General features: G+C 68.9%; 14 protein-coding genes. 7 read left to right on the plus strand and 7 right to left on the minus strand.

Going from position 1 to position 24,594, the window contains the following annotated elements:
- Positions 1-41 precede the first annotated feature (41 nt).
- Positions 42-2,192 carry a TonB-dependent receptor gene (locus ACGTN6_RS01760; protein ID WP_394589505.1) on the minus strand — a complete coding sequence of 717 codons (2,151 nt, stop codon included), beginning with the start codon at positions 2,190-2,192 and terminating at the stop codon, positions 42-44.
- 223 nt (positions 2,193-2,415) lie between these two features.
- Between ACGTN6_RS01760 and ACGTN6_RS01765 the strand changes: the two genes are divergently transcribed.
- Both ACGTN6_RS01765 and ACGTN6_RS01770 read left to right on the plus strand, forming a co-directional pair.
- Entirely contained in the window at positions 2,416-4,086 is a 1,671-nt protein-coding gene (locus tag ACGTN6_RS01765) for a multidrug ABC transporter permease/ATP-binding protein (RefSeq protein WP_394589506.1), read from the plus strand.
- 163 nt (positions 4,087-4,249) lie between these two features.
- Positions 4,250-6,316: a TonB-dependent siderophore receptor gene (locus tag ACGTN6_RS01770; protein ID WP_394589507.1), complete on the plus strand. Its 2,067-nt coding sequence runs from the start codon at positions 4,250-4,252 to the stop codon at positions 6,314-6,316.
- A 97-nt stretch (positions 6,317-6,413) separates the two neighbouring features.
- Here ACGTN6_RS01770 and ACGTN6_RS01775 read toward each other — a convergent pair whose 3' ends face one another.
- The 4 genes from ACGTN6_RS01775 to ACGTN6_RS01790 are packed head-to-tail and all read right to left on the minus strand — an operon-like array spanning position 6,414 to position 11,023.
- Complete coding sequence (locus ACGTN6_RS01775; protein WP_394589508.1) at positions 6,414-7,475, minus strand: nickel/cobalt transporter; 1,062 nt, start codon at positions 7,473-7,475, stop codon at positions 6,414-6,416.
- Positions 7,460-8,140: a DUF1007 family protein gene (locus tag ACGTN6_RS01780; RefSeq protein ID WP_394589509.1), complete on the minus strand. Its 681-nt coding sequence runs from the start codon at positions 8,138-8,140 to the stop codon at positions 7,460-7,462. Before ACGTN6_RS01780 ends, ACGTN6_RS01775 begins: the two co-directional genes overlap by 16 nt.
- Entirely contained in the window at positions 8,137-10,140 is a 2,004-nt protein-coding gene (fhuB, locus tag ACGTN6_RS01785) for a Fe(3+)-hydroxamate ABC transporter permease FhuB (RefSeq protein WP_394589510.1), read from the minus strand. The genes ACGTN6_RS01780 and fhuB (ACGTN6_RS01785) overlap by 4 nt, the downstream gene beginning before the upstream one ends.
- Positions 10,130-11,023, minus strand: a complete 894-nt coding sequence (locus ACGTN6_RS01790) for an iron-siderophore ABC transporter substrate-binding protein (protein WP_394589511.1) — start codon at positions 11,021-11,023, stop codon at positions 10,130-10,132. The genes fhuB (ACGTN6_RS01785) and ACGTN6_RS01790 overlap by 11 nt, the downstream gene beginning before the upstream one ends.
- Before the next feature lie 485 nt (positions 11,024-11,508).
- Between ACGTN6_RS01790 and ACGTN6_RS01795 the strand changes: the two genes are divergently transcribed.
- Entirely contained in the window at positions 11,509-11,994 is a 486-nt protein-coding gene (locus ACGTN6_RS01795) for an RNA polymerase factor sigma-70 (protein ID WP_394589512.1), read from the plus strand.
- A 12-nt stretch (positions 11,995-12,006) separates the two neighbouring features.
- Positions 12,007-12,708 (plus strand): 4'-phosphopantetheinyl transferase family protein, encoded by a 702-nt coding sequence (locus ACGTN6_RS01800; protein WP_394589513.1) that lies wholly within the window; start codon positions 12,007-12,009, stop codon positions 12,706-12,708.
- A 12-nt stretch (positions 12,709-12,720) separates the two neighbouring features.
- On the opposite strand, the gene fhuB (ACGTN6_RS01805) is transcribed toward ACGTN6_RS01800, so the two are convergent.
- On the minus strand, positions 12,721-14,709 hold the full coding sequence (gene fhuB, locus ACGTN6_RS01805; RefSeq protein WP_394589514.1) for a Fe(3+)-hydroxamate ABC transporter permease FhuB: 1,989 nt from the start codon (positions 14,707-14,709) through the stop codon (positions 12,721-12,723).
- Entirely contained in the window at positions 14,702-15,604 is a 903-nt protein-coding gene (locus ACGTN6_RS01810; RefSeq protein ID WP_394589515.1) for an ABC transporter substrate-binding protein, read from the minus strand. Before ACGTN6_RS01810 ends, fhuB (ACGTN6_RS01805) begins: the two co-directional genes overlap by 8 nt.
- 217 nt (positions 15,605-15,821) lie before the next feature.
- Between ACGTN6_RS01810 and ACGTN6_RS01815 the strand changes: the two genes are divergently transcribed.
- The 3 genes from ACGTN6_RS01815 to ACGTN6_RS01825 all read left to right on the plus strand — a co-directional run bounded on the left by ACGTN6_RS01815 (position 15,822) and on the right by ACGTN6_RS01825 (position 24,562).
- Positions 15,822-16,052: an MbtH family protein gene (locus ACGTN6_RS01815; protein WP_394589516.1), complete on the plus strand. Its 231-nt coding sequence runs from the start codon at positions 15,822-15,824 to the stop codon at positions 16,050-16,052.
- 5 nt (positions 16,053-16,057) lie between these two features.
- Positions 16,058-16,798 carry a thioesterase II family protein gene (locus tag ACGTN6_RS01820; RefSeq protein WP_394589517.1) on the plus strand — a complete coding sequence of 247 codons (741 nt, stop codon included), beginning with the start codon at positions 16,058-16,060 and terminating at the stop codon, positions 16,796-16,798.
- Between the two features lie 117 nt (positions 16,799-16,915).
- Entirely contained in the window at positions 16,916-24,562 is a 7,647-nt protein-coding gene (locus ACGTN6_RS01825; protein ID WP_394589518.1) for an amino acid adenylation domain-containing protein, read from the plus strand.
- The last annotated feature ends 32 nt before the right edge of the window (positions 24,563-24,594 follow it).

The raw sequence follows: 24,594 nt of genomic DNA on the forward strand, positions 1-24,594 counted from the left end.
GGGGCGCCGCTCAACAAGCTAGTTCAATCGGAGGTGAAGACTCAGAAGTCGAGCTGATAGCTCAGGGTGAGGGTACGGCCCCGGCCCTTGAAGTAGTACTCATCGCTGATGCGAGCCGCTTGGGAATAGTAGGTGAAGTAATCCTCGTCGGTGAGGTTCTCCACGCCCAGACTGGTACGGCCCACGGGCAGGCGATAGGTCAGCGAGGCGTCGACCAGGCCATAGCCGTCGAACTCCAGCGCCGGGTCGTCGATGCTGCGGTCGAAGTAGTGGCTGTACTGCAGATGCGAAGATAGCTTGTCGTTCCAGGTCGCGCTCCAGGCCAGCTTGAGGGTATCCGGGGCAATGTTGATGCCGGTCAGCTCGGTGTCGACGCTGCCGTCGCCATCGGTGTCGGACTCGCCCTCGGCATGGGTATAGCTGAGCCGCAGCTGGTGGGCATCGTTCACCCGGGCCTCGCCGGTGATCTCGACTCCCTGGATCTCGGTCTTCTCGCGGCTGCCGACCCAGGTGCCATTCTCCTCGGTCAGGCGCTCGCCGAAGTCGGAGTTCGACTCGTAGTAGCTGAGCTCGAGGCCGTAGCGATCCCAGTCGAAGCGGGCCCCGATCTCGCGGTTGTCGGTGACGATCGGCTGCAGCGTCAGCAGGTTGTCGACGTCCTGGCCGGGATCGCCGATGCCGCGCAGCACCCGGCCCACGTCGGGCATGCCGAAGCCCTCGGAGTAGTTGGCGTAGAGCTGGGCCCAGTCGGTGGCCTGGTAGACGATGCCGGCGTTGAACAGCGTCTCATCGAAGTCCGGGTTGCCGCCCTCGACGCTGACGTTGTCCTGGGTCACGTTGCTGCGGTCGATGGTCGAGAAGTCGTCGACTTCCAGCTCGGCATGTTCCTGGCGGACGCCGGCGTGCAGGCTCAGCGAGTCGGTGACGTCGAGGTCGCCCTGGAGGAAGGCCGCCACGTTACGGAACTGGCTTTCCGGCACATAGGTACGCCCGGTATGGACCAGCATCTGGCGGGTATCATCCTGCAGCAGGTCCAGGCCGGTGGTCAGGGTCAGGCGGTCGTTCAGCAGGCCGTCGCGGGACAGGGTGAACTTGGCGCCCACCTTGTCGGATTCGTTGCGGGTCTGATCGAAGCGGGTCTCGCCGTCGACCTGGTAGGGGAAGTAGGGCGTGGTGCCGAACTGGGCGCGGAAGTTCTGGGTATAGAGCTGGGCGTCCAGGCTGTTGCCGAACCAGTCGTCGTGAGAGTAGGACAGCCGGGCGGTGGTGACCTCGTTGAAGCCCGGATCGCCGTCCGGGTTGCCCTTGCGCGCGGTGGTGGCAACGCCGGCATCGCGGTCGCCGGCCACCGGGACGTAGTCGCCTTCGCCTTCCAGTTCGAAACGGTTGATCGAGGCCTCGATGTTCTGGTTGTCGTCGATCCAGTAGCCCACCTTGGCCAGCAGGTTGTAGCTCTCGGAGTTTTGGAGCTCGCCGGGATAGGCGATGCCCACCAGTTCGTCGTTGCCGTCGTAGAAGACGCCGCGCTCCTGGCGGCTGGCGGCCACCACGTAGTCCCAGTCGCCGGTCTGGCCGCTGAGGCGGTAGTCCAGCTTGTGGCCGAAACCGTCCGACTCGAAGTCGTCGTCGCTGGTCAAGCTGACGCCGGCATGCTGGCGAACCCCGGCGCCGTCGGGACGCTTGGTCACGTAGTTGATGATGCCGCCGGTGGCGCCCAGGCCGTGCTCGGCGCTGGCGCCGTGGATGACCTCGATGCGCTCGACCATGGACAGGTCGATGGTGTAGCTGTCGCGGCTGCTGTCACGCAGCGGGTTGGACTGGGGTACGCCGTCGACCAGGAACAGCGGCGCACGGCCGCGGAAGGTCTCGCCGGCGTTGGAGAGCTTCTGGCGGCTGGGCGAGTAGGAGGGGATCAGGTTGCTGAGCACCTGGCCCGGGTCCTGGGTGATCGCCAGCTGCTGCTCGATCTGCTCGCGGGTGATGATGGTGACCTTCTGCGGGGTCTCGCCCTCTGTGCTGCGATTGCGGGTCGCGGTGATCACCAGCGGGTTAAGCTCGTTGCCGCCGCTGCTCGCCTGAGTGGACTCGACAGTGGTGGTGGCCTGGGCGAGGACCGTGGCGGGCAGGGCGGAGCACAGGGCGAGGGGCAGCAGGCGCAGTCGAGATCGGCGCTGTCGTTGTAGCGTTGACATGGTGAGGAATGTCCCTTGTTCGATTCGATATATTAGCTTTTCTTGTTTTAATTACTTGATGCGGCAGTAAAAATCGAAGCGAACGATAACGTTTTTCATTTGCTGTTGCAATGAAGCGGCACAGTCGCGATGCTTGGCGCTGGCACGGATTCGAGACGCATTGACGCCGGCACTCAGGGGCGGACAATGCCCTTCGCCCTCCCTTATGGTTCAAGGATGCTTCGTGGAACTGCTGCGCGTCGTTTTTCGCCACTATCGCTGGCCCTTCCTGGCCGTCATGTTGCTCAGCTTGGCCAGCGCCGGGCTCGGCATCGGTGCCATCGCCTTCATCAACCGGCGGCTGATCGAGACGATAGGCGACCCGACGGGGGTGCTGCCGGCCTTCCTGGGGGTGATCGTTGCGCTGCTGGTGGTGACCCTGGCGTCCCAGCTGGCGCTGACCACCCTTGGGCACCATTTCGTCTACGGCCTGCGCGGGCGGCTGGTCAAGCAGATCCTGGATACCGATGTGGAGCGGCTGGAACGGCTGGGCAGCGCCGAGCTGCTGGCCAGCCTGTCGAGCGACGTGCGTAACATCACCATCGCCTTCGTGCGGCTGCCCGAACTGGTGCAGGGGGTGATCCTGACCATCGGCTCGGCGCTGTACCTGGGCTGGTTGTCGCCCGGGTTGCTGGCGGTGACGGCCCTGTGGCTGGCGGTCACCATCGCCGGCGGCTCCTGGCTGGTGGCGAGGGTCTACCGGCACCTGGCGCAGGTGCGCGAGAGCGAGGATCGGCTCTATCGTGACTACGAGGCGGTCATCCACGGGCGCAAGGAACTGGCGCTCAACCGCGGGCGGGCGCGGCGCCTCTACCGGGAGCGCTACGAGCCGGACGCCCGGGACTATCGCGAGCAGATCATCCGCGCCGATACCTACCACCTGAGCGCCGTCAACTGGTCCAACATCATGATGCTCGGGGCCATCGGCGTGGTGTTCTACCTGGCCAACGGGCTGGGCTGGGCGAGCACCTCGGTGGCGGCCACCTACTCGCTGACGCTGCTGTTCCTGCGCACGCCCTTGATCCAGGCGGTGGGGGCCCTGCCGACGCTGCTGAGCGCTCAGGTGGCCTTCGACAAGATCGCCGCGCTGGCGCTGGCCGAGCCGCGGCCGGATTTCGCGGTGGCCGAGGCCCCGGCGGGCGACTGGCAGGCCCTGACCCTGCGCGGCGTGAGCTTCGCCTATGCCGGCGACAATGGGACGCCGGGCTTTCGGGTCGGCCCCCTGAACCTGACTCTGCGTCGCGGCGAGCTGGTGTTCCTGATCGGCGGCAACGGCAGCGGCAAGTCGACCCTGGCCAAGCTGCTGACCGGCCTGTATCGCCCCGAGACGGGGGAACTGCTGTTGGACGGCGAGCCGATGCACGAGGCCAACCGAGCGGCGTATCGCCAGCGGTTCTCCGCGGTCTTCACCGACTTTCATCAGTTCACGGACCTGGTCGGTCCCGAGGGGGCGACGCCCGACCCGGCGCTGGTCGAGGCGTGGCTCGAGCACCTGGCGATGCGCGACAAGCTGGCGTTCGAGGGACAGCGCGTGACCAATCCGGAACTCTCCCAGGGGCAGCGCAAGCGTCTGGCGCTGCTGATGGCCGTCGCCGAACAGCGCGACCTGCTGCTGCTGGATGAATGGGCCGCCGATCAGGACCCGCAGTTCCGACGCGTCTTCTACCATGAGCTGCTGCCGCGGCTGCGGGACATGGGCAAGACCGTGCTGGCCATCAGCCATGACGATCACTACTTCGATCGTGCCGATCGCCTGCTGGAGATGCACGGCGGACGCCTGAGCGAGCTGACGGGGCGTCAGCGGGAGCGGGTCAGCCGAGATGCCGTAGCACGGCTGGACGAAGCGACGCCCTGAGGATGGCGTGAGGAGGAGCGCGTTCGTGACGCCACCGGGTGGCGGGGCGGGAAGGGAAATTGCCTATCTAAATAAAAGCGATTATCATCCATTTGATCGCTAATGTCGAACATATCGTTCCGTACTGGCTCTCCCTTGCTCCCTGCTCTCCGAGGCATACAACATGCGTGCATCCTCCCGCCTATGGCGGTTGTCTCCCCTGACAGCCGCCGTCCGCTATGGCCTGGGCCTCTCCCTGGTCGGCGCATCTTCCCTGGCACTGGCCCAGGACGACGTCACCGATATCGCGTCCGATCGCCTGGTGGTCAGCGCCACCGCCCTGAAGGTGGCCACCCCGCTGGTGGAGACGCCGCGTCCGGTCTCCACGGTCGAACGGGAAGAACTCGACGAACGCAACGTCCAGCGCCTCGACGAGACATTCCGCTACCGGGCCGGCGTGCTCTCCGGCCATTACGGGGCGGATAACGATACCGACTGGTTCAAGGTGAGGGGCTTCGACCAGTCCACCTACCAGGACGGCTTGCGCATTTATCGGACCGGTTACTACCAGTGGCTGCCCGAGCCCTATGGCCTGCAAAGCGTCGACGTGTTCAAGGGGCCGTCATCGATCCTCTACGGCGAGGCGCCGGCGGGTGGCCTGATCAACGCCGTCAGCAAGCGGCCCACCGCCGAGCGCCAGGGCGAGATCGAGGTCCAGGTCGGCAACCGCGCCTATCGCCAGTTCGCCGTCGATACCTCGGGGCCCGCGACCGAGAGCGGCGACGTCCGCTATCGTCTGGTGGGGCTCTACAAGGAGCGCGACGGCGATCTCGACCACACCGACAACGAGCGCTACTACTTCGCACCGAGCCTGGCGGTGGATCTCAGCGACGATACCAGCGTGACCTTCCTGGCCAGCGTGCAGAAGGATGACGGGGTACCGACCAATCCCTTCAAGCTGCTCTACGGCACCGTTCAGGACACCCCGTTCGGCAAGGTCGATCCGCAGACCAGCTACGGCGAGCCGGACTACGACAAGAACGAGCGCACCCAGGCGTCGATCGGCTATGAGCTGCGCCATCGTCTCGACGATACCTGGCGCTTCGAGCAGAACCTGCGCTACAGCCACATGGACCTGGAGCTGCGCAGCACCTACGTGCTGGCCCAGCTCGACGAGCGTACCGCCGGCCGGGGCCTGGTCTACCGCGATGGCGAGATCGATAGCTGGACGATGGATAACCGCCTGATCGGCAACTGGTATACCGATCGCACGGAGAACACCTTGCTGCTCGGCGTCGGCTATCAGGACCTGGGCCTCGAGGGCAAGGAAGCCGATCCCTACCCCTTCGGTTCGCCCATCGACATCTTCGATCCCCAGTACGGCAACTTTACCCCGGTGTCCGAGGACCAGCTGACCGATCGCGAGATCGACAAGCAGCAGGCCGGCCTCTACGTGCAGGACCAGCTGCGAATCGACGACCGCTGGGTGCTGCTCGGCAGCGTACGCTACGACCAGGCACAGACCGATAACGTCGATCGCACCACCGGGACTACGCAACGTGCCGACGACGACCAGGTCTCCTGGTCCGGTGGCGTGATGTATCTTGGCGCCCACGGCATCAACCCCTATCTGAGCTATACCGAGTCCTTCGAGCCGCAGGCCAGCGTCGATGACGACGGTCGTCTCTACGAGCCGCTCGAGGGCGAGCAATGGGAGGCCGGGATCAAGGTGGCGCCCCCGGGGTGGGATGGCTACGTCACCGCGGCGGTCTTCGACCTCGAGCAGCGCAATAGCCTGGTCACCTCGCCCGATGGCGGCCGTCAGGAGCAGAGCGGCAAGCAGACTTCCCGAGGGTTCGAGCTGGAGGGCGTCGGTTACCTCACCGACCAGCTGCAGCTCACCGCTGCCTATACCTACACCGACGCTGAAGATGAAGACGACCAGCGCAAGAGCCTGATTCCGCGTCATCAGGCCTCGACCTGGCTGGACTACGCCTTCCAGGAAGGTGCCTTGCAAGGGCTCAAGCTGGGGGGCGGCGTGCGCTACGTCGGCGGCAGCGTCTACGGCGATGTCTCGGTGCCTGAGTACACCCTGGTCGACGCTATGGCCCGCTACGACTTCGCCGGGAGCTGGCGGGCCCAGGTCAACGTCAATAACCTGACGGACAAGGAATACGTCGCCAGCTGTGACTACTGGTGCTACTACGGTGAATCGCGCAGCGTGATCGGTAGCCTCAGCTACCGTTTCTGAGCGGCCCCGCTCATCGAGCCTCCCGCGCCCGGCCCACTGGCCGGGCGCCGTCGTTTGGGCCAGGCGACCCGTGGCATGGGAGTGGCCGTGCGGCCGACTAGCCGCCGAAAGGCGAGGGCGAGGTCGTGGGGGGCGTGTCGAGCAGCGGCAGGTCCGCGGGGGCCTTCACCCCGGCCACGAAAAGCGAGAGCCCCAGCATCAGGATGATCGCGCCGCCGGCGAAGCCGGCCGCACGCAGGCAGCGCTCGATGCCCGAGCCGAGCGTCGAGCGCGCGAGGCGGCGCTCGGCCCAGTCCCGGGCCATCACGCTGGCTAGTGCCAGCGCCGAGACCGTCAGGGCCGTGCCAGCGGCCATGGCCAGTACCGCGAGCACGCCGCTCCAGTAATGCCCCAGCAGGGAGGCGGCGCCGACCAGCAGCACGCTGCCGCTGCAGGGGCGCATGCCGATCGAGGCCACCACTGCCAGGGCGCCGCGCCAGTCCGCGGCCTGGTCGGGCGTCAGGTGATGGGCGCAGTCACACTCATGCGCGTCGTGGTCGTGGTCGTGGTCGTGGTCGTGGTCGTGGTCGTGGTCGTGGTCGTGGTCATGGTCATGGTCATGGTCATGGTCGTGAGTATGAGCGTCGGCCCGGTGAGCGTGGCCGTGCCCGGCCAGTGCCCGCCAGCACAGCCAGCCCCCCAGCAGGGCGACGAGCAGATAGCTGGCCTGCTCGAGCCAGAATACCGACCCCATGGCCTGGCGCGTCAGCCAGCCCAGGCCGTGGACCAGCACCGTGACCAGGCCGATGGCCACCAGCGCCTGCAGCAGCGAGGCCAGGCAGGACAGCAGCAGCGCCCGGCGCAGCGCGCCACCCTGGCTGAGCAGGTAGGTGCTGAGCACCGCCTTGCCGTGACCGGGCCCGGCGGCATGGAAGACCCCATAGCCGAAGCTCAGGCCCAGCAGGCTCAGCCAGGCGGTCGTGCTCGGAGCGGCGCCGAGGCGGGTGATCGCCTCGGTCAGGGCGCGATGCAGGTCCCGCTGCCAGGCGACCAGCTCCAGGCCGAGGCCCTGGCCGGCGATGTACCAGGCGCTGGCCAGCACCGCCAGGGTCAGCGCGCCGAGCCCGACCAGCCAGGGCCAGCGCGGCGCAGATTTCGTGCGCTTCAGTGAGGGCTGCATTGCACTTCTCCCGTTTCGGCGAAGAAGCGTCCCAGTCCTTCCTCCGCCTGTTCTCCGCGGTCGAGGCTGGCCGCCTCGGCGACTTTGGCCGGATCGGGATCGGCGGCCAGGATGCGGGTGGTGCAGTCGGCGCCGGCGACGCGCAGCGCGTCCGGCCTGGGCGTTTCGTTGTCCGCCTCGTGCACGACCTCGAGATAGTAGGTCGGGTCATAGATGCGATAGCGCATCGGCGCCCCGTCCAGGGGCAGGGGCGTGGCCAGCGGCAGCCGGAACATTAGCTCGACGCGGCCATCTCGGGCCAGGGTGGTGATGTCGTCGACCTCGCCGAGCGCGACCGGCCGTCCGTCCCGGGTCACGTGGGTGAAGTAGTGCTTGGGCGCGAGGTTATGGCGGATCTCCACGCCGAGCCGGTCGAGGCGTGCCTCCATCGAGGCCTCGCCCTTGGCGGCGCGCAGTTCCTCCAGCAGCAGCTGGCTGTAGAAGGGATCGAGGCGCCAGCGCTGCTGCAGCGCCTCGGCTCGTCCCTGTTCATCTGTCATGACCCGCACCGAGACGTCCACCCAGCCGTGGGGATGGGCCGCGGCCAGCAGCGGCCACAGCGACAGCAGCAGGATAGCGAGGCCCAGGACGGCAGGGCGCTGTCCAGGCAGGTGCGATGTGTTCATAGTCGTCTCAGCCCCCACATGAAGTAAGCGCCGCCGAGCAGCGAGGCGACCAGACCGGCCGGGATCTCCTGGGGGAACAGCAGCTGCCGGCCCAGCCAGTCGGCCAGCACCATCAGCAGCGCCCCGATCAGCGCGGCCCCGGCGAGATGGGCCCGGGCGCGGGCGAAACCCAGCAGCCGGGCCATGTGGGGCGCCAGCAGGCCGACGAAGGACAGCGGCCCCACCACCAGGGTAGCGGCGGCGGTGAGCAGGGCCATCAGCAGCAACAGGGCAAGCCGTGCCCGGCGCAGGTGGATGCCCAGGGCGGCGGCGGTGGCGCTGCCCAGCGGCAGGATGTCCAGCCAGCGGGCGAGGGGGGCGGCCGCCAGCGCCAGCAGCAGGGCGACGCCGGTCACCGTCGAGGCGCTGGTGGCGTCGACGTAGTAGGTGGAGCCGGAGAGCCAGGCGATGATCTGCTGGCCGCGCGGGTCGCCGCCGGCCAGCACCACGGCTTTTATTGCCTCGAACAGCGCGGTGATCGCCACCCCGGTGAGCAGCAGGCGCGCCGGCTGGAAGCCACTCTTGCGGTTGACCAGCACCAGCACCGCCAGGGTCGCCAGGGCGCCCAGGGTGCCGACCCCGACCAGCGTCAGGTTGCCCGGGGCGGGCAGCAGGAAGATCGCCCCCATCAGGGCGATGGCGCTGCCGCCGCTGATGCCGAGCACCTCGGGGCTGGCCATGGGGTTGGCGGTCAGGCGCTGGATCAGGGTGCCGGCGATGGCCAGCATCAGCCCGCAGCCGGCGGCGGCCAGCAGGCGGGGCCATCGCCACTGCAGCAGCTCGCCATGGCCCGGCGAGGCCCATTGCCAGCCGTCGCCGCCCTGGCCGGCGAAGACGGCGAGGACGGCCACGCCGAGCAGGCCCACGGCCAGCAGTGCGGCCCGTCGCCGCGGCGACGGGTGTCGGGAGCCGACCGTATGGGCCTCGTGTGGCGGGGCATTGCCGGTGAGACGCAGGCGGGGAATCAGCCACAGCAGCAGCGGGGCGCCCAGGGCGGCGGTGGTGGCGCCGGTGGGAATCAGCGTCGGCAGGATGCCGGCATAGCGCTGCAGCAGCTGGTCGGTGGTCGCCAGCAGCAGGGCGCCGAGCAGCGTCGACCAGACCAGCCGCGCCCCCAGCCGGCGGGCGCCGGCCAGGCGCACGATGTTGGGCGCCGCCAGGCCGATGAAGCCGACCACGCCGACCACGCTGACCACGCAGCCGGTGAGGAACACCGCCAGGCCGAGCCCGCCCAGGCGCAGCCACTTGAGTGACACCCCGAGGCTCTTGGCGCTGGCGTCGTCCAGCTCCAGCACCGCCAGCGGGCGCAGCAGCCAGGCGGCGAGCAGGGCGCCCAACGCCAGGCGCGGCGCCAGGAAGGCGACGTCCTGCCAGCCGTTCTGGGCCAGCGAACCGGCCCCCCAGATCAGCAGGCCCTTGAGTTCCTCCTGATGGAAGAGCAGCAGCACCATGGCCAGCGCGCCGAGGTAGAGGTTGACCACTAGCCCGCCGAGCACCACCACCACTGGCGACAGGCCGCGCCGCCAGGCGAGCAGGAACACCAGGCCCATGGCCAGGCCGCCGCCGGCCAGGGCCACCCACTCGCGGCCCAGCGCCAGCAGGCCCGGTGCCGCCAGGTTGGCGACCATCAGCCCCAGGTTGGCGCCGCTGGCCACGCCCAGGGTGGTGGGCGCCGCCAGCGGGTTGCGCAGCACCTGCTGCATCAGCACCCCGGCCAGCGCCAGGCCGGCGCCGGCCAGCAGCGCCATGGCCAGGCGCGGCCACCAGGCGAAGTGCAGCACCAGGGGGGCGGTCGCCGCGCCGGGGGCGGCGAACAGCGCGGCCAGGCCGTCCGCCAGGCCCGGGCCGGCGTGCAGGTGGACGAGGGCCAGCGCCACCAGCGCCAGGCCGAGCAGCAGGCAGGCGCGTCCCGGCGTCAGTCGGCGCGGCGCGGCAGGAGAGGAAAGGGCGTCAGCGGACATGGTCGTTCTCCAGGGCGGCCACCAGCAGCTCGGCGAAGCGCGACGCCGAGGGCAGGGCGCCGAAGCTCCAGACCGGGGCCAGGGTCAGCGGGGTGCCGCGGTCCGGTGCGACCAGCCGCTGCCACAGGCCGCTGTCGGCCAGGGCCTCGCGGACACCGGCCGGGTAGGGCTCGACCACCACCAGCCGGGCGTCGAGGCCGGCCAGGGCCTCGATCGGCACCAGAGAGAAGCCCCAGGCGTTGGTGGTGCCGGTCCAGGCGTTGGTGAGGCCCAGGCGCTCGAGCACCGCCTGGTAGAGGCCGTTGTCGCCGAACACCCGCACATGGCGGGCATCCATGAACTGTACGATGAGCAGGGGCGGGGTGCCCTCGTCGAGCCGCTCGCCGAGGGTCGCCAGGCGCGATTGGGTGTCCTCGATCAGCCGGGTGGCGGCCTCGGAACGGCCGACGATGCCGGCGACCCGGCGGGTCAGCTCGCGCATCTCCGTCCAGGTGTCGCGGCCGGGGCTGTAGAGCGACAGGTTGTCCACCGGCGCGATGCGCTCGAGGCGGGGCGTCAGGTTGGCGAACATCGGCGAGATCAGGATGCGCTCGGGGGCGAGGTCGGCCAGCAGCTCGAGGTTGGGCTGGGTGCGTAGCCCCAGGTCGGTGACCGAGTCCGGCAGGGCGGGGTTCTTTACCCAGGCGCGATAGGCGTCGACCTGGGCGACCGCCGCGGGCGGAGTGCCGAGGGCGACCAGCGTCTCGGCCACCGTCCAGTCGAGGGTGACCAGGCGCGGCGGAGCGGCCAGGGCCGAGGCCGCACAGATCAGAGCCAGCAGGGCGACGAAGGGCCGCGCGACGCGGCGCCGGAGGCGGCGAAGGGCAGACAAGAAGGGCTCCATGGTCAGTTGGCAGGGCGGCTAGCGGACGATGGCGACCCGAGGCCCGCCGGCGCGAGGCGTCAGGCACTGATCGCCGACCGCGAAGAACATGGCCTGGACGTCGAACATGGTGGACTCCGCAGGTTGGGGCGCTGGCGCTCCGGCCACTCCGGTGCGGACCGGAAGGGTAAAACAGCAACGAATGGTTATCAATATTGGCCTGTGGCGTTTCGCCCCAGACCGACGGGGGAGATATGGCTGTACGAGATGCCGGTCACCGCTGGCGTTCATGGGCATCGGGCAGCCCGGCGGCCGGATTGCCACGGAGGGGCCTCATTGGCTCGTCGGGGGCCCCGAGCGGTTACCCTCGGGAGTCGGTAGAGTTGACAGAGTGTGAACAATAATTATTATCATTACGCTTCAATTTGTTTCCCCCTGGCCGAACGGGGGGCTGCCAGGAGGCTCTGACAGTGCCAGCCCTGCAAGTGCATGAAGGAATTTCCCAGTTGGAAAGCATCGTCGTCACCCACCGGGCGCAGCTGTGCCAGGCCGCGATGAAGATATTAGGCAACCGGGAGCGGGCGGACGACGTCGTCCATGACACCTATCTGAAGATCGCTGAGGCCGGCAAGGCGTTCGACGTCAAACGGCCCACGGCCTATGTGTTCCAGGTCGTGCGCAATCTAGCCCTCGACCGCTATCGCCGGCAGGCTTTCGAGGCCGGGTTGTTCGCTATCGAGGAAGAGGGCGCGGGGGTGCCGGCATCCACGGGGACGCCGGAGGCGCTCGAGATCAGTCGCCAGGAACTGGGTCTGATGGCGGAGGCCCTGGATGCGCTTCCCCGGCGAACGCGCTGTGCCTTCGAGCTCTATCGCTCGGGGGGCTATACCCAGCGGCAGATCGCTCAGCAGCTTGGTGTTTCGACGACGCTGGTCAACTTCATGATCCGCGAGGCCCTCGATCATTGCCGCATTGCGCTGGATCGACAATAGCCGAGGCGCGTCATGATGCACTGGGGCGAACATGAGGGCGGTGCCGAGCGGCTCCAGCGACTGCCCGGCAGCGTGCCGGCGCAAGTCGAGGTGTGGCGGCTGGCGCTGGACCCGACGGCGCCGCTGGCGGCGGCGGACTGGGCGCTGCTCAGCGATGGCGAGCGTGCACGGGTGGGGCGATTGCGACGGCACGAGGATCGCCTGCGTGCCGTGGCCACCCGGGCAGCGCTTAGGCGTCGTCTGGCGGTGCGGCTCGACGCCGAGCCGCGCGGTCTGCGCCTGGTCATCAACCGCCATGGCAAGCCCCGTCTCCCCGACCCCGCGGGGCTCGCGTTCAACGTGTCGCATGCCGGGGATTTCGCGCTGATTGCGCTCTCGACGCAGGGGGAGGTGGGGATCGACATCGAGCGTCGCCTGGCGTCCACCGACGAGCAGGCGCTGGCGGCGCTGGTGCTGTCGCCGCGCGAACGGCGGCCCGATATGACGGCGCGACTCGGCTTTCACGAGCGCTGGGTGGCGAAGGAGGCGGTGCTCAAGGCGCTGGGGCTGGGCATCGGCGATCACCTGCAGGCGCTATCGGTGTTGCCGGGAGGAGGCGTGGGAGAGGCGCGTTATCGCTTGCAGCACGCCCGGGCCGATTGGCCGAGGCTGGAGGCCTGGGCGCTCGCGGCCCCGGCGGGCTATGCCGCCGCCCTGGCCCTTTCCCACCACTGAAGGCGGCCTACTTCACAGCCGCCGCAGTCCCCACATGAAGTAGGCCCCGCCCAGCAGCGAGGCGATCACGCCCGCGGGGATCTCGCTCGGGAACAGCAACTGTCGGCCCAGCCAGTCGGCCACTACCATCAGCAGCGCCCCGATCAGGCCTGCTCCCAGCAGGTGCATGCTCGCGCGGGCAAAGCCCGCCAGTCGCGCCATGTGCGGTGCCAGCAGGCCGATGAAGGACAGCGGCCCGACCACCAGCGTGGCGCAGGCGGTCAGCAGGGCCGTCAGCAGCAGCAGCACCAGTCGCGCGCGGCTCAAGTGGATGCCCAGTGCGCCGGCGGTGGCGCTGCCCAGCGGCAGGATGTCCAGCCAGCGCGTGAAGGGGCGTACCGCCAGTGTCAGGGCGACCGTCAGGACGGCGATGATCGTCGCACTGGTGGCGGTGGTCTGGTAGGTCGACCCGGCCACCCAGGCGATGACCTGCTGGGTGCGGGGGTCACCGTTGACCAGCATCACGCTGCGTAGCGCATCGAACAGGGCGCCGATGGCCACCCCGCTGAGCAGCAGATGCGCCGGTGCGAAACCGCTGCGGCGGTTCAGTGCGATCAGCAGTCCCAGCGTGATCACGGCGCCGAGGGTGCCGATGCCCACCAGCGTCAGCTGGCTGGGGCCCGGCAGCAGGTAGATGGCCAGGATCAGCGCGATGGCACTCCCGCCGCTGATGCCCAGCACCTCGGGACTCGCCATGGGATTGGCGGACAGCCGCTGCAGCACGGTACCGGCGATTGCCAGCATCACCCCGCTGCCGGCGGCGGCCACCATCCGTGGCCACCGCCACTCGACCACCGCCCCGTTCTCCATGGTCAGCCAGTACCAGCCCTGGGGCCCTTGCCCCAGCACAATCGCCAGGACCGCGGCCAGCAGCAGGACGATGGTCAGGATGATCGCCAGTCGCCGCGGCGCCGGATGGCGATGCTCCAGACTTGCCGTGCTCCGCTGGGGTGGCGCGCGCTCCAGGCGCAGGCGTGGGATCAACCACAGGAGCAGGGGGGCGCCCAGCAGCCCGGTGATGGCGCCGGTGGGCAGCATCGTGGCCACCAGCTCGCCGCCCAGTAGCTGGATCACCAGGTCGGTCAGCGCCAGTAGCAGCGCGCCCAGCAGGGTGCCCCAGACCAGCCGCTGGGCGAGGGAGCGCCCCCCGGCCAGGCGCACGATGTTGGGGGCCGCCAGGCCGATGAAGCCGATCACTCCCACCACGCTGACGATGCTGCCGGTCAGCACTACCGCCAGACCCAGGCCGCCCAGGCGCAGGTACTTGAGCGATACGCCCAGGCTGCGGGCGCTGGCGTCGTCCAGCTCGAGGATCGCCAGCGGGCGCAGCAACAGCCAAGCGAGCGCGGCGCCCACCAGCAGTCGTGGCCACAGGAAGGCGACGTCGTCCCAGCCGTTCTGAACCAGCGAGCCGGCGCCCCAGATCAGCAACCGTACCAGCGATTCATGGTTGAACAGCAGCAGAGCGGTAGCCAGTGCGCCCAGGTAGAAGTTGACCACCAGGCCCGACAGCACCACCACCACCGGGGCCAGTCCGCGTGGCCAGGAGAGCAGGAACACCAGCCCCACGGCGAGGGCGCCGCCGCCGAGCGCGACCCACTCGCGGCCCAGCACCAGCAGCCCCGGTGCGAGCAGGGTGGCCGCCATCAGCGCCAGGTTGGCGCCGGCGGCGACGCCCAGCGTGGTCGGGGAGGCCAGCGGATTGCGCAGCACCTGCTGCAGCAGTACCCCGGCCAGTGCTAGGCCGCCACCGGCGAGCAGGGCCATGGCCAGGCGCGGCCACCAGGTCTGGTGCAGCAGCAACTGGTCGATGTCGTCGAGGGAGGGCGAGAACAGCGCCTGCAAGCTGAACGCCAGTCCGGCATGGCGCTCGATGCCCAGCCACACCAGCATCAGCAGCGGCAGCCCCAGGAGCAGGCAGGCCCGGCTCGGCGATGGCGCCGGCCATACACGGCTAAGCATCGGGGTTCTCCAGCGCCTGGACCAGGGCATCGGCGAAGCGTCGAGCGGAAGGTAACGTGCCGGCGATCCAGAAGCCCGCCGGTAGCACGAGCTCATCGCCGCGGCGGACGCTGGGCAGGTATTGCCACATGCCGCTGCGGGCCAGGCGGGTCTCGAAGCCCGAGGGATAGGCCCCCTGGATGACCACCAGGCGCACGTTATCGATGGCGAACAGCTCGTCCACGCCCACCAGCGAATAGCCCCAGGCGTTGGTTGCCCCCTGCCAGGCGCTTTGCAGGCCGAGCCGCTCCAGTACTGCCGCGAACAGGCTGTGCTCGCCGTACACCCGCGCATGGCGTTCGTCCTGAAGCTGTACGACGAGCAGCGGGGGCTGCGGATCGAGCGTCTCCTTCAACGCCGTGAAGTGGGCGTCTGTCTCCGCGATCAGGCGCCGGGCCTCGCGCTCGCGGCCGACCAGCTTGCCGGTCTCGAGGGTGAAGGCATCGAGCGTCGCCAGCAGGTCCTGCTCGCCCGCATAGGGGTAGGGGCGCAGCACTGTCGTGGGCGCGATGCCCTCCATCTTGACGCCGAGGTGGGCCTGGCGGGGGGGGAGCAGGATCCAGCGTGGTTCGATGTGGCTGAGCAGTTCGACGTTGGGCAGCGACTGGACGCCGACGTCGATGATATCCGCTTGTGCATAGCGATTGCCGGTCCAGGTATGAAAGGCCTGGAGGCTGCCCATGGCGACGGGGCTGGCCTCGAGGGCGAGCAGCGTTTCGGCGGTCGCCCAGTCGAAGGTCGCGACCGGCGCCGAGCCCCCGGCCGCGGCGGGCTGGATCGGTAGCAATGAGAGCCAGGCGAGACAGAGGGCCGATAGCCAGCATCGGCGGGTGGGCGGCAACATGAAGCGTGGCACTGCGATCTCCCATGATGCCTGGCGGCCAGGCTGGGCTCGTCGCTGCCCCGGCGCCACGCAGACAAAGGTCCGCACCTTAAAACAGTAAGGAATGATTATCAATCATGGCACCTCGGTTTGCCGGATTCGCCTAGGCCACTAAATTCTGCGGCGCGTCGCTCGTCATTCCGAATGAGAAGCAATCACATTCGTATCCAGCGAGAGCGAGGTCCCTCACATGACGAGCTGTTTCGATCGCGAAGATGGCGTGTTCCGTGTCCTGGTCAACCATGAGGAGCAGTACTCCATCTGGCCGGAGTGGAAGGCGATCCCCGGTGGGTGGACGGACAGCGGAGAGATCGGCGACAAGCGCACCTGCCTGGACTACGTCGAATCGATGTGGACCGACATGCGCCCCCGCTCGCTACGCGAATGGATGGCGGAGCAGGCTGCGGCCGAGACGGAGTGAAGCCGGTGTCGTCCTCTCCCCTTGCTTTGTTGTGTCTGCCCTGTGCCGGGGCCAGCGCCACCATGTACCTGCGCTGGCGTCAGTCGCTGCCGGCGTGGGTTCATGTGGTGCCGCTGGAACTGCCGGGACGCGGCATGCGCCTCGCCGAACCCTTCGTCGAGGATTACGAGCGGCTCGTCGACCAGCTGTGCGACGAGTTGAGCGCTCGCCGGGACGGTCGCTTTGCCCTGTTCGGACACAGCATGGGAGCGCTGCTGGCCCACGGCGTGACGCGTCGCCTGCGCGACCGCGGCCAGGCCATGCCTTGTGCCTTGTTCGCTTCGGGCAGCCCGGCGCCGGCCAGGCGTGACCCGCAACGCTTCATCGAGACCCGTGACGATGCGGCACTGATCGCGGATCTGCGCCAGCAGGGCGGTACGCCGGAGGCCGTCTTCGATACGCCCGAACTGTTGCGCCTCACCCTCGACACCCTGGGCGCCGACTATCGGCTGTGCGCGAGCTTCCGCTATCGGCGGGCGGCGCCCCTGAATATGCCCGTACATGCCTTCACCGGGCGTGACGACGCCATCACCACCGAGCAGGTGGCGGCGTGGGAGCACGAGGCCGGCGGGGCCTTCTCGCTGGACTGGTTCGAGGGCGGCCATTTCTTCATCCGTCAGCAGCAGAGCCGGGTGCTGGCGACCATCGCCCGGTTGCTGGCTTGCCCGGGCGTGGAGCAGCCCCGGGCCTCGCCGGCCGTCAGCTGAACCGAGCATGCCGGCGTCCCGATTCCCTGCGACGCCGATCTGGCGAACGGCCAGGGGCGCCTCGTTCCGAGGTCCATCCAATTGCCTGCAGGTATGTCAATGAACGCAAGACACCCGATGTCACGCAGCGAGCCCTCCTCCACGCTGGTCGATCACCTGTGCCGGCTCGCCAGCGAGCGTCCGCACGACAGGGCGCTGATCGTGGTGGGCGCCTACGATGAGCGCCTATTCGACTACGCGACCCTGGACCGCCGCGTCCGTGCCCTGGCGAGCGAATTGCAGGGGCGCTTCTCGACCGGCGAGCGCGCCCTGCTGCTGCTCGACAACGACGAGCACTATGTGGTGGCGTTCTTTGCTTGCCTGTACGCGGGCCTGATCGCCGTGCCGGTGTTTCCGCCCGAATCGGCCAAGCCACAGCATCTGGCCCGCCTGCGGGCCATCGCCGCCGATTCGCAGGCGGCCTGTGTCCTGACCTCGTCGGCGATTCTCGGTGTCATCGCCGACGGGGAGGCCTTCGGTGACACGGCCCTGATGGCGGTGGATGCCGTGGACGAGACCTCGGCCGAGCACTGGACGCCGTATTGGCCCGGCGAGCATGACATCGCCTTCTTGCAGTACACCTCAGGATCGACCGCCACTCCCAAGGGCGTGATGGTCAGTCACGCCAACCTGATGGCCAACGAGCGTGCCATCGAGGCGGGTTTCTCCATCGAAGACGACGATGTCTTCGTCAGCTGGTTGCCGCTCTATCACGATATGGGGCTGATCGGCGGGCTGCTGCAGCCGATCCATCGCGGCATTCCCGTGGTGCTGATGAGTCCCGCGTTCTTCCTGCAGCGCCCGTTCCGCTGGCTGGAAGCGATTTCCCGCCATCGCGGTACCGTCAGCGGTGGGCCGGACTTTGCCTATCGCCTGTGTCTCGAGCGTGTGAGGGATGGCCAACTGGCCGAACTGGACTTGTCGAGTTGGCGTGTGGCGTTCTCCGGGGCCGAACCGGTGCGCCACGATACCCTGAGCGCATTCCTCGAGCGCTTCGCGCCGGCGGGCTTTGCCGCCGAGGCCGCCTCGCCCTGTTACGGGCTGGCCGAGGCCACGCTGCTGGTCAGCTGCAATCTGCGCGACAGCGGTGTCGTTGCCCGGGGATTCGAGGCCTCGTCGCTGGCGAAAGGGGAGGCCCGTCCGGCGGGCGACGGCAAGGTGCTGGTGGGGTGCGGCCAGGCGGCATTCGGCCACCGTATCGAGATCGTCGATCCGCAGACCCAGGCCGTGCTGCCCGGGGGGCGTGTCGGTGACATCTGGGTGAGCGGTCCGAGTGTCGCCAGGGGCTATTGGCAGCGTGACGAGGAAAGCGCCGCCACCTTCGTCGAGCGCGACGGGCGGCGCTGGCTGCGTACCGGCGACCTGGGCTTCCTGCACGACGGGCAACTGTACATCGCCGGTCGCATCAAGGATGTGATCATCCTGCGCGGCCACAACCTGTATCCGCAGGACATCGAGGCCGCCATCGAGGCCGAGGTGGAGGCGGTACGCAAGGGTCGGGTCGCCGCATTCGCCGTGACCAAGCGGGATGGCGACGAGGGCATCGGGGTGGCGGCCGAGGTGTCGCGGGGCATGCAGAAGCTGGTCCCGGCCGAGGCCCTGGTCGCGGCCTTGGGAGAAGCGGTGAGCGGCCTCTGTCACGAGCCGGTCGCCGTGACCGTGTTGCTCAACCCCGGTGGCCTGCCCAAGACCTCCAGTGGCAAGTTGCAGCGCGGCGCCTGTCGCCAGGGGTGGCAGGCCGGCACGCTGGATGCCTATGCCCTCCACGAGCAGGGCCGGTTCGTGCAGGGGGCGCCGTCAGCGGCGGTTGCCTCGGAGGCGCCACGCGATGTCGTCGAGAAGGCCGTGGCCGAGCTCTGGCAAGCGGTGCTCGAGGACGCCGCGCCCCAGCCGCCGGCGCGCGACGCCCATTTCTTCGCCAGCGGCGGCAACTCCCTGGCGGCGGTGCGCCTGGCATCGCGCCTCAGCGAGCGCTGGCAGACCGATGTTCCGCTCCGTGCGGTGTTCGAGCATCCGGTCCTGCACCGGTTGGCCGCCGAGGTCCAACGCCTGCGGGAGCGGGGCGGTGCCGCGCGCCCGGCGCTGGCGGCCCTGCCCGACGACCAGCGCGCCGCGCCGCTGCCGTTGTCGTATGCCCAGCAGCGCCAGTGGTTCCTCTGGCAGCTGGAACCGCAGGGCACGGCGTACCACATCAGCGGCATCCTGCGCCTCAGCGGTCGCCTGGACGGCGAGGCGCTGCAAGGCGCCTTCGACAGCCTCGTCGCCCGTCATGAGGCATTACGTACCCGTTTCCGTCCCGGCGACGACGGTGTGCCCATGCAGCGGATCATGGCGCCCGAGCCGTTCGCGCTGGCGAGGGTCGATCTGCGTGGGACCCCGGACAGCGAGGTGCAACGGCACATTCGCGATGTCAGCGACCGGCCCTTCGATCTGGCGCAGGGGCCGCTAGTGCGTGGTGCCTTGCTGAAGGTCGGCGACGAGGCGCACGTTCTGGTGGTCGTCGCGCATCACATCATCGCCGATGGCGCTTCGATGCAGGTGCTGATCGATGAACTGGCAACCTGCTATCTCGCCCACACACGGGGTGAGGCCCCCTGTCTGCCGAACCTGGCCGTCCAGTACGCCGACTATGCGGTGTGGCAGCGCGACTGGCTGGAGGCCGGCGAGGGGGGGCGCCAGTTGGCCTACTGGCGCGACCGGCTCGGCAGCGACCACCCCGTTCTGGAACTGCCGACCGACCATCCGCGCCGGACCTCGTCCGCTCATCAGGCCGGCCACCAGGCATTCGAGCTGCCGCCGGAGTTGCTCGAGGCCCTGCGGGCGCTGGCCGCTCGCCGCGGCACGAGCCTATTCACGGTGCTGCTCGCCGGTTTCCAGGCGTTACTGCAGCGCCACAGCGGTCAGCGCGACATCCGCGTGGGGGTGCCGGTCGCCAACCGGCCGCGGCTCGAGACCCAGAGGGTGATCGGCTTCTTCGTCAATACCCTGGTGCTGCGTGGCAGCCTGCATGGTCGCCTGTCCCTCGACGAGTTGCTGACGCAGTGTCAGGCGGCGACCGTCGGCGCCCTGGCGCATCAGGACCTGCCTTTCGAGCAACTGGTGGAGGCCCTGCAGCCGGCGCGCAGCCTGGCCCACAACCCGCTGTTCCAGGTGATGTTCAACTACCGCCAGGAGGATGTCCGGGCATTGAACGCGCTGCCCGGCCTTACCGTCAGCGACGCCGACCTGTACCAGCGGCAGGCCCAGTTCGAGTTGACGCTGGAGGCGCGGGAACGGTCCGACGGTCAATTGAAGCTCGCCATGATCTATGCGGCGGAGCTGTTCGAGCCCGATACCATCGCGCGCCTGGCGGAACACTTCCGGGTCCTGTTGCAGGCCCTGGCCACGTCGCCCGCGCAGGCGCTGGGAGACGTGGCGCTGCTCGGCGCCGACGAACGCGCGTGGCTCGAGCGGTGGGGCCTCGGTCCCGGCGGGGTGGCCGACGCCGAGCCGGTTCACCGCCAGGTGGAGCGGCGGGTCGCCGAGCACCCCGAGGCCGAGGCGCTGATCTTCGGGACGCAGCGACTCAGTTATGCCGAACTGAATCGTCGCGCCAACCACCTGGCGCATCACCTGATCGGCCTGGGGGTGACCCCCGAGACCCCGGTCGGCATCGCCGTGGAGCGCTCCATCGAGTCGGTGGTGGGGTTGCTGGGCATTCTCAAGGCCGGCGGCGTCTATGTGCCGCTGGACCCGGATCACCCCCGCGGGCGGTTGGCCCACATGGTGGCGGACAGCGGCATCGAGCTGCTGCTGACGCAGCGTTCCCTGGCGGCGTCCCTGGCCGTCGACGAGACCCTGGCCGTGATCGAACTGGAGCGCCTGACGGCGGCTCAGGGCGCCGATCACGATCCGACGCCGGCGGTACACGGTGACCACTTGGCCTACGTGCTCTATACCTCGGGATCCACCGGTAGGCCCAAGGGGATCGCCATGCGTCATCGGGCGGTCGCCGAGCTGATGGCGTGGCAGCAGGACCATTTGCCGGGCGCCTACCGCACCCTGATGTTCGCCTCACCGTGCTTCGATGTCGGCTTCCAGGAGGTCATGTCCACCCTCGCCGCCGGCGGGAGCCTGGTCCAGACGGCCGGCGAGGACCGCTACGACGTCTCGCGGCTGGTCGCGCGGGTGGCGGAGCAGTCGGTACAGCGGCTGTACCTGCCCTATGCCGTGCTGCAAGGCTTCGCCGAGACCGCCACGACGACGGCGACCCGGCTGCCCCGGCTGATCCAGCTGATCACGGCGGGGGAGCAACTGAAGCTGACGCCGACGCTGGTCGAGTGGAGGCGGCGGGAGCCGCAGTGTCGGCTGATCAACCAGTACGGACCCACGGAGACCCATGTCGTCAGTCATCATGAGGTCACCGATGACGATGCCGAACTGCCGCCGATCGGCCGGCCGATCGGCGGCACCAGGCTGCTCGTGCTCGACGCGGACCTGGCGCCCGTTCCTCCCGGAGTCAGCGGCGAACTGTACGTCGGGGGCGAGGCGCTGGCGCGGGGCTACCTCGATCGCCCGGGCCAGACGGCGGAGCGCTTCATCGCCGACCCCTTCGATGCCCGCGGCGGGCGGCTGTATCGCACCGGCGATCGGGCACGCTGGCGCTCGGACGGACGGCTCGAGTACCAGGGCCGCCTCGATCACCAGGTCAAGGTGCGGGGCTTTCGCGTCGAGCTGGGCGAGATCGAAGCCCAACTGCTGGCGCAGTCGGAGGTCCGGGAAGCGGTGGTGATCCCCCAGGAGGGCGAGCGCGGCGTGGGACTGGTGGCGTATGTGTCAGGGACGGACGCCGGGACGCCCGATGCCGCCACCCTGCGCGAGCGACTGGGCGCGACGTTGCCCGACTACATGATTCCCGCCGCCATCGTGGCGCTCGACGTCCTGCCGCTGAATGCCAACGGCAAACTGGACCGCCGTGCCTTGCCCGCCCCCGAGCCGGCCAGCGAACGCCCTCATGAGGCGCCGCGGGGCGATACCGAGATCGCCTTGGCCCAGGCCTGGTCGGAGGTGCTGGGCGTGGAGTCGCCCGGCCGCCACGACCACTTCTTCGAACTGGGCGGGCATTCGCTGCTGGCGGTGCAGGTGGCGACGCGCCTGCGCGCGGCGACCGGCTTGTACCTGCCGATTCGCCTGTTGTTCGCACACCCCACGCTGGGCGACCTGGCGGCCCGGATCGATGCCGCCCCGACCGCGGACCAGGCGTCACCGGGGAGTGCGCCACACCCGGTACCCCGCCGGGAGACCATGCCGCTGTCGCCGTTGCAGAAGCGGTTATGGCTGGTGGACCGGCTGGCGACGCTGTCGACGGACGGTGGTCAGTCCGCCTACAACATGGCGGCGGCGCTGCGTCTCGAGGGTCGACTGGAACCGGCGCTGCTCGAGAAGACACTCAATACCCTCGTCGAACGCCACGAGGTGCTGCGCACGGTCTACGCGGAGGACGATCGGGGAGACCCGGTGGCGATCATAGCGCCGCGTCAGGCCATCGAACTGCCGCGGGTCGACGTCCAGGGCCTCACGGATGCCCAGCGCGAAACCCGGATTCAGGAGCTCCTGGCGGAACACGCCGGCGCCCCCTTCGACCTGTCGGCGGGGCCGCTGTTGCGTGCCCGCCTCGCTCGGCTGTCGCCCCAGCGGCATGTGCTGTTCCTGGCGATTCACCATATCGCCTTCGATGGCTGGTCGGTCGCCGTTTTCGTGCGTGAGTTCGTCGCCATCTATCGGGCGCTTCAGGCCGGACGACCCATCGCCTTGCCGCCCCTGCCGCTGCAGTACGCCGACTATGCGGACTGGCATGCACGGCGTCTGGCCGGGGAAGCCTTCGCTCGCCATGCCGATTTCTGGCGTCGCTATCTGGACGATGCGCCGAGGCTCTCCACGCTGCCGACCGACACCGGCAGGCCGCGGGTGATGTCCCATGCCGGCGACTCGTTGTCCCTGTCCCTGTCGCCCGAGCTCACCCGGGCGCTGAATCGGCTGGCCCGGGCGCGCGGCGTGACCCTCTTCACGCTGTTGCTGGCGAGTTTCCTGATGCTGATGCATCGCTGCACCGGCCAGCGCGACCTGGTCGTGGGAACCGACGTCGCCGGCCGCCCGCATCCGGACCTGGAGGCGTTGATCGGCTTCTTCGTCAACGTGATTCCCCTGCGGTCGCGTCTGGCGGACGACCGCAGTGCCTTCGATGGTTGGCTCGAGCGGCTCCAGGGCGACGTGCTCGACGCCTTCGAGCACCAGGACGTGCCGTTCGACCAGATCGTCGAGTCGCTGGGCACCCCCCGGGAGCGCAACCGAAACCCGCTGATCCAGACGCTGTTCGTCCTGCAGAACACGCCCACCGAGCGGTTCTCGATTCCCGGGCTCGAGGTGTCGCTGGTGCCGCAGTCCCGCAAGGAATCGAAATTCGATCTGGCGGTGTTCGTCGACGAAGGCGACGCCGGGATGAGCGCGGAGTGGGTCTATGCCACCGCCTTGTATCGCCGGGACACCATGGAGCGCCTGTCGCAGGCCTGGCAGGCACTACTGCAACAGATCGTCGAAGCGCCGGATCAGCCCATGGCGGCGTTCCAGGTGCCGACGCTGAAGGAAGATAGCATGCCGGAGAAGAAGACCACCAAGCTGGACAAGTTGGGCAAGCTCACCGCCCGGACCCGCCAGGCGAAGCTGGCTCGCAGCACCGCACCGGTGCGCACCCGGTTCCTCGAGGAGGGACGCCGCTTCCCGATCGTGATCGAGCCCACCGACGACGGCCTGGATGCCCTGGCCTGGGCCGCGAGCCAGCGCGACGACATCGAGCGGACCCTGCGCCGGCATGGCGGCATCCTGTTCCGCCACTTCGACATCGACACGCCCCAGGCCTTCGAGGCCTTCGCCGAGGCGATCCATCCCGGGCTCTACGGCAATTACGGCGACCTGCCGAAGAAGGAGGGCGGCCGCAACATCTATCGCTCCACGCCGTACCCCGAGCGGCAGATGATCCTCTATCACAACGAGAGTTCGCACCTCGAATGCTGGCCGCGCAAGCAGCTGTTCTTCTGCGAGCGGCCGTCGCCGGTGGGCGGGGCGACGCCGATCGTGGATTGCCGCGAGATGCTCCAGCGCCTGCCCGCCGACATCGTCGAGGCCTTCGAGCGCAAGGGGTTGCTCTACGTGCGCACCTTCACTCGCAACCTGGACGTCAGCTGGCGCGATTTCTTCCGCACCGACAGTCGCCGGGAGGTCGAGGCACGGCTCGAGCGGGCGGGCATCGACTGGCACTGGTTCGGCGATGACGAGCTGCAGACGCGGACCCGTTGCCCGGCGGTGGTGACGCATCCGCTCACCGGCGAGCGGGTGTTCTTCAATCAGGTCCAGTTGCACCACGTCAGTTGCCTCGACGCCGAGGTGCGTCGTGACCTGCTCGAACTGGTCGGCGCGGAGCGCCTGCCGCGCAACGTCTACTACGGCGATGGCTCGGTCATCGACGACGAGGTGATGCAGCGGGTCGGCGGGGCGTACGAGGCGTGCGCCGTGCGCTTCGACTGGCGCCAGGGCGATGTCGTGATGCTGGACAACATGCTCGCCGCCCACGCCCGGGATCCGTACCAGGGGCCACGCAAGATCGTCGTGGCCATGGGGGATATCTACCAGCGCTCGGACCTGGCCGTCGACGCGGGCCCGACGGCCGGCGCCGAGCCGGTCGCCCAATGAATACGCGAACCTCGGGAGCGATGATGAACGAC

It is taken from the genome of Halomonas sp. B23F22_20 (assembly GCF_043496985.1).
Lineage (GTDB): Bacteria > Pseudomonadota > Gammaproteobacteria > Pseudomonadales > Halomonadaceae > Halomonas.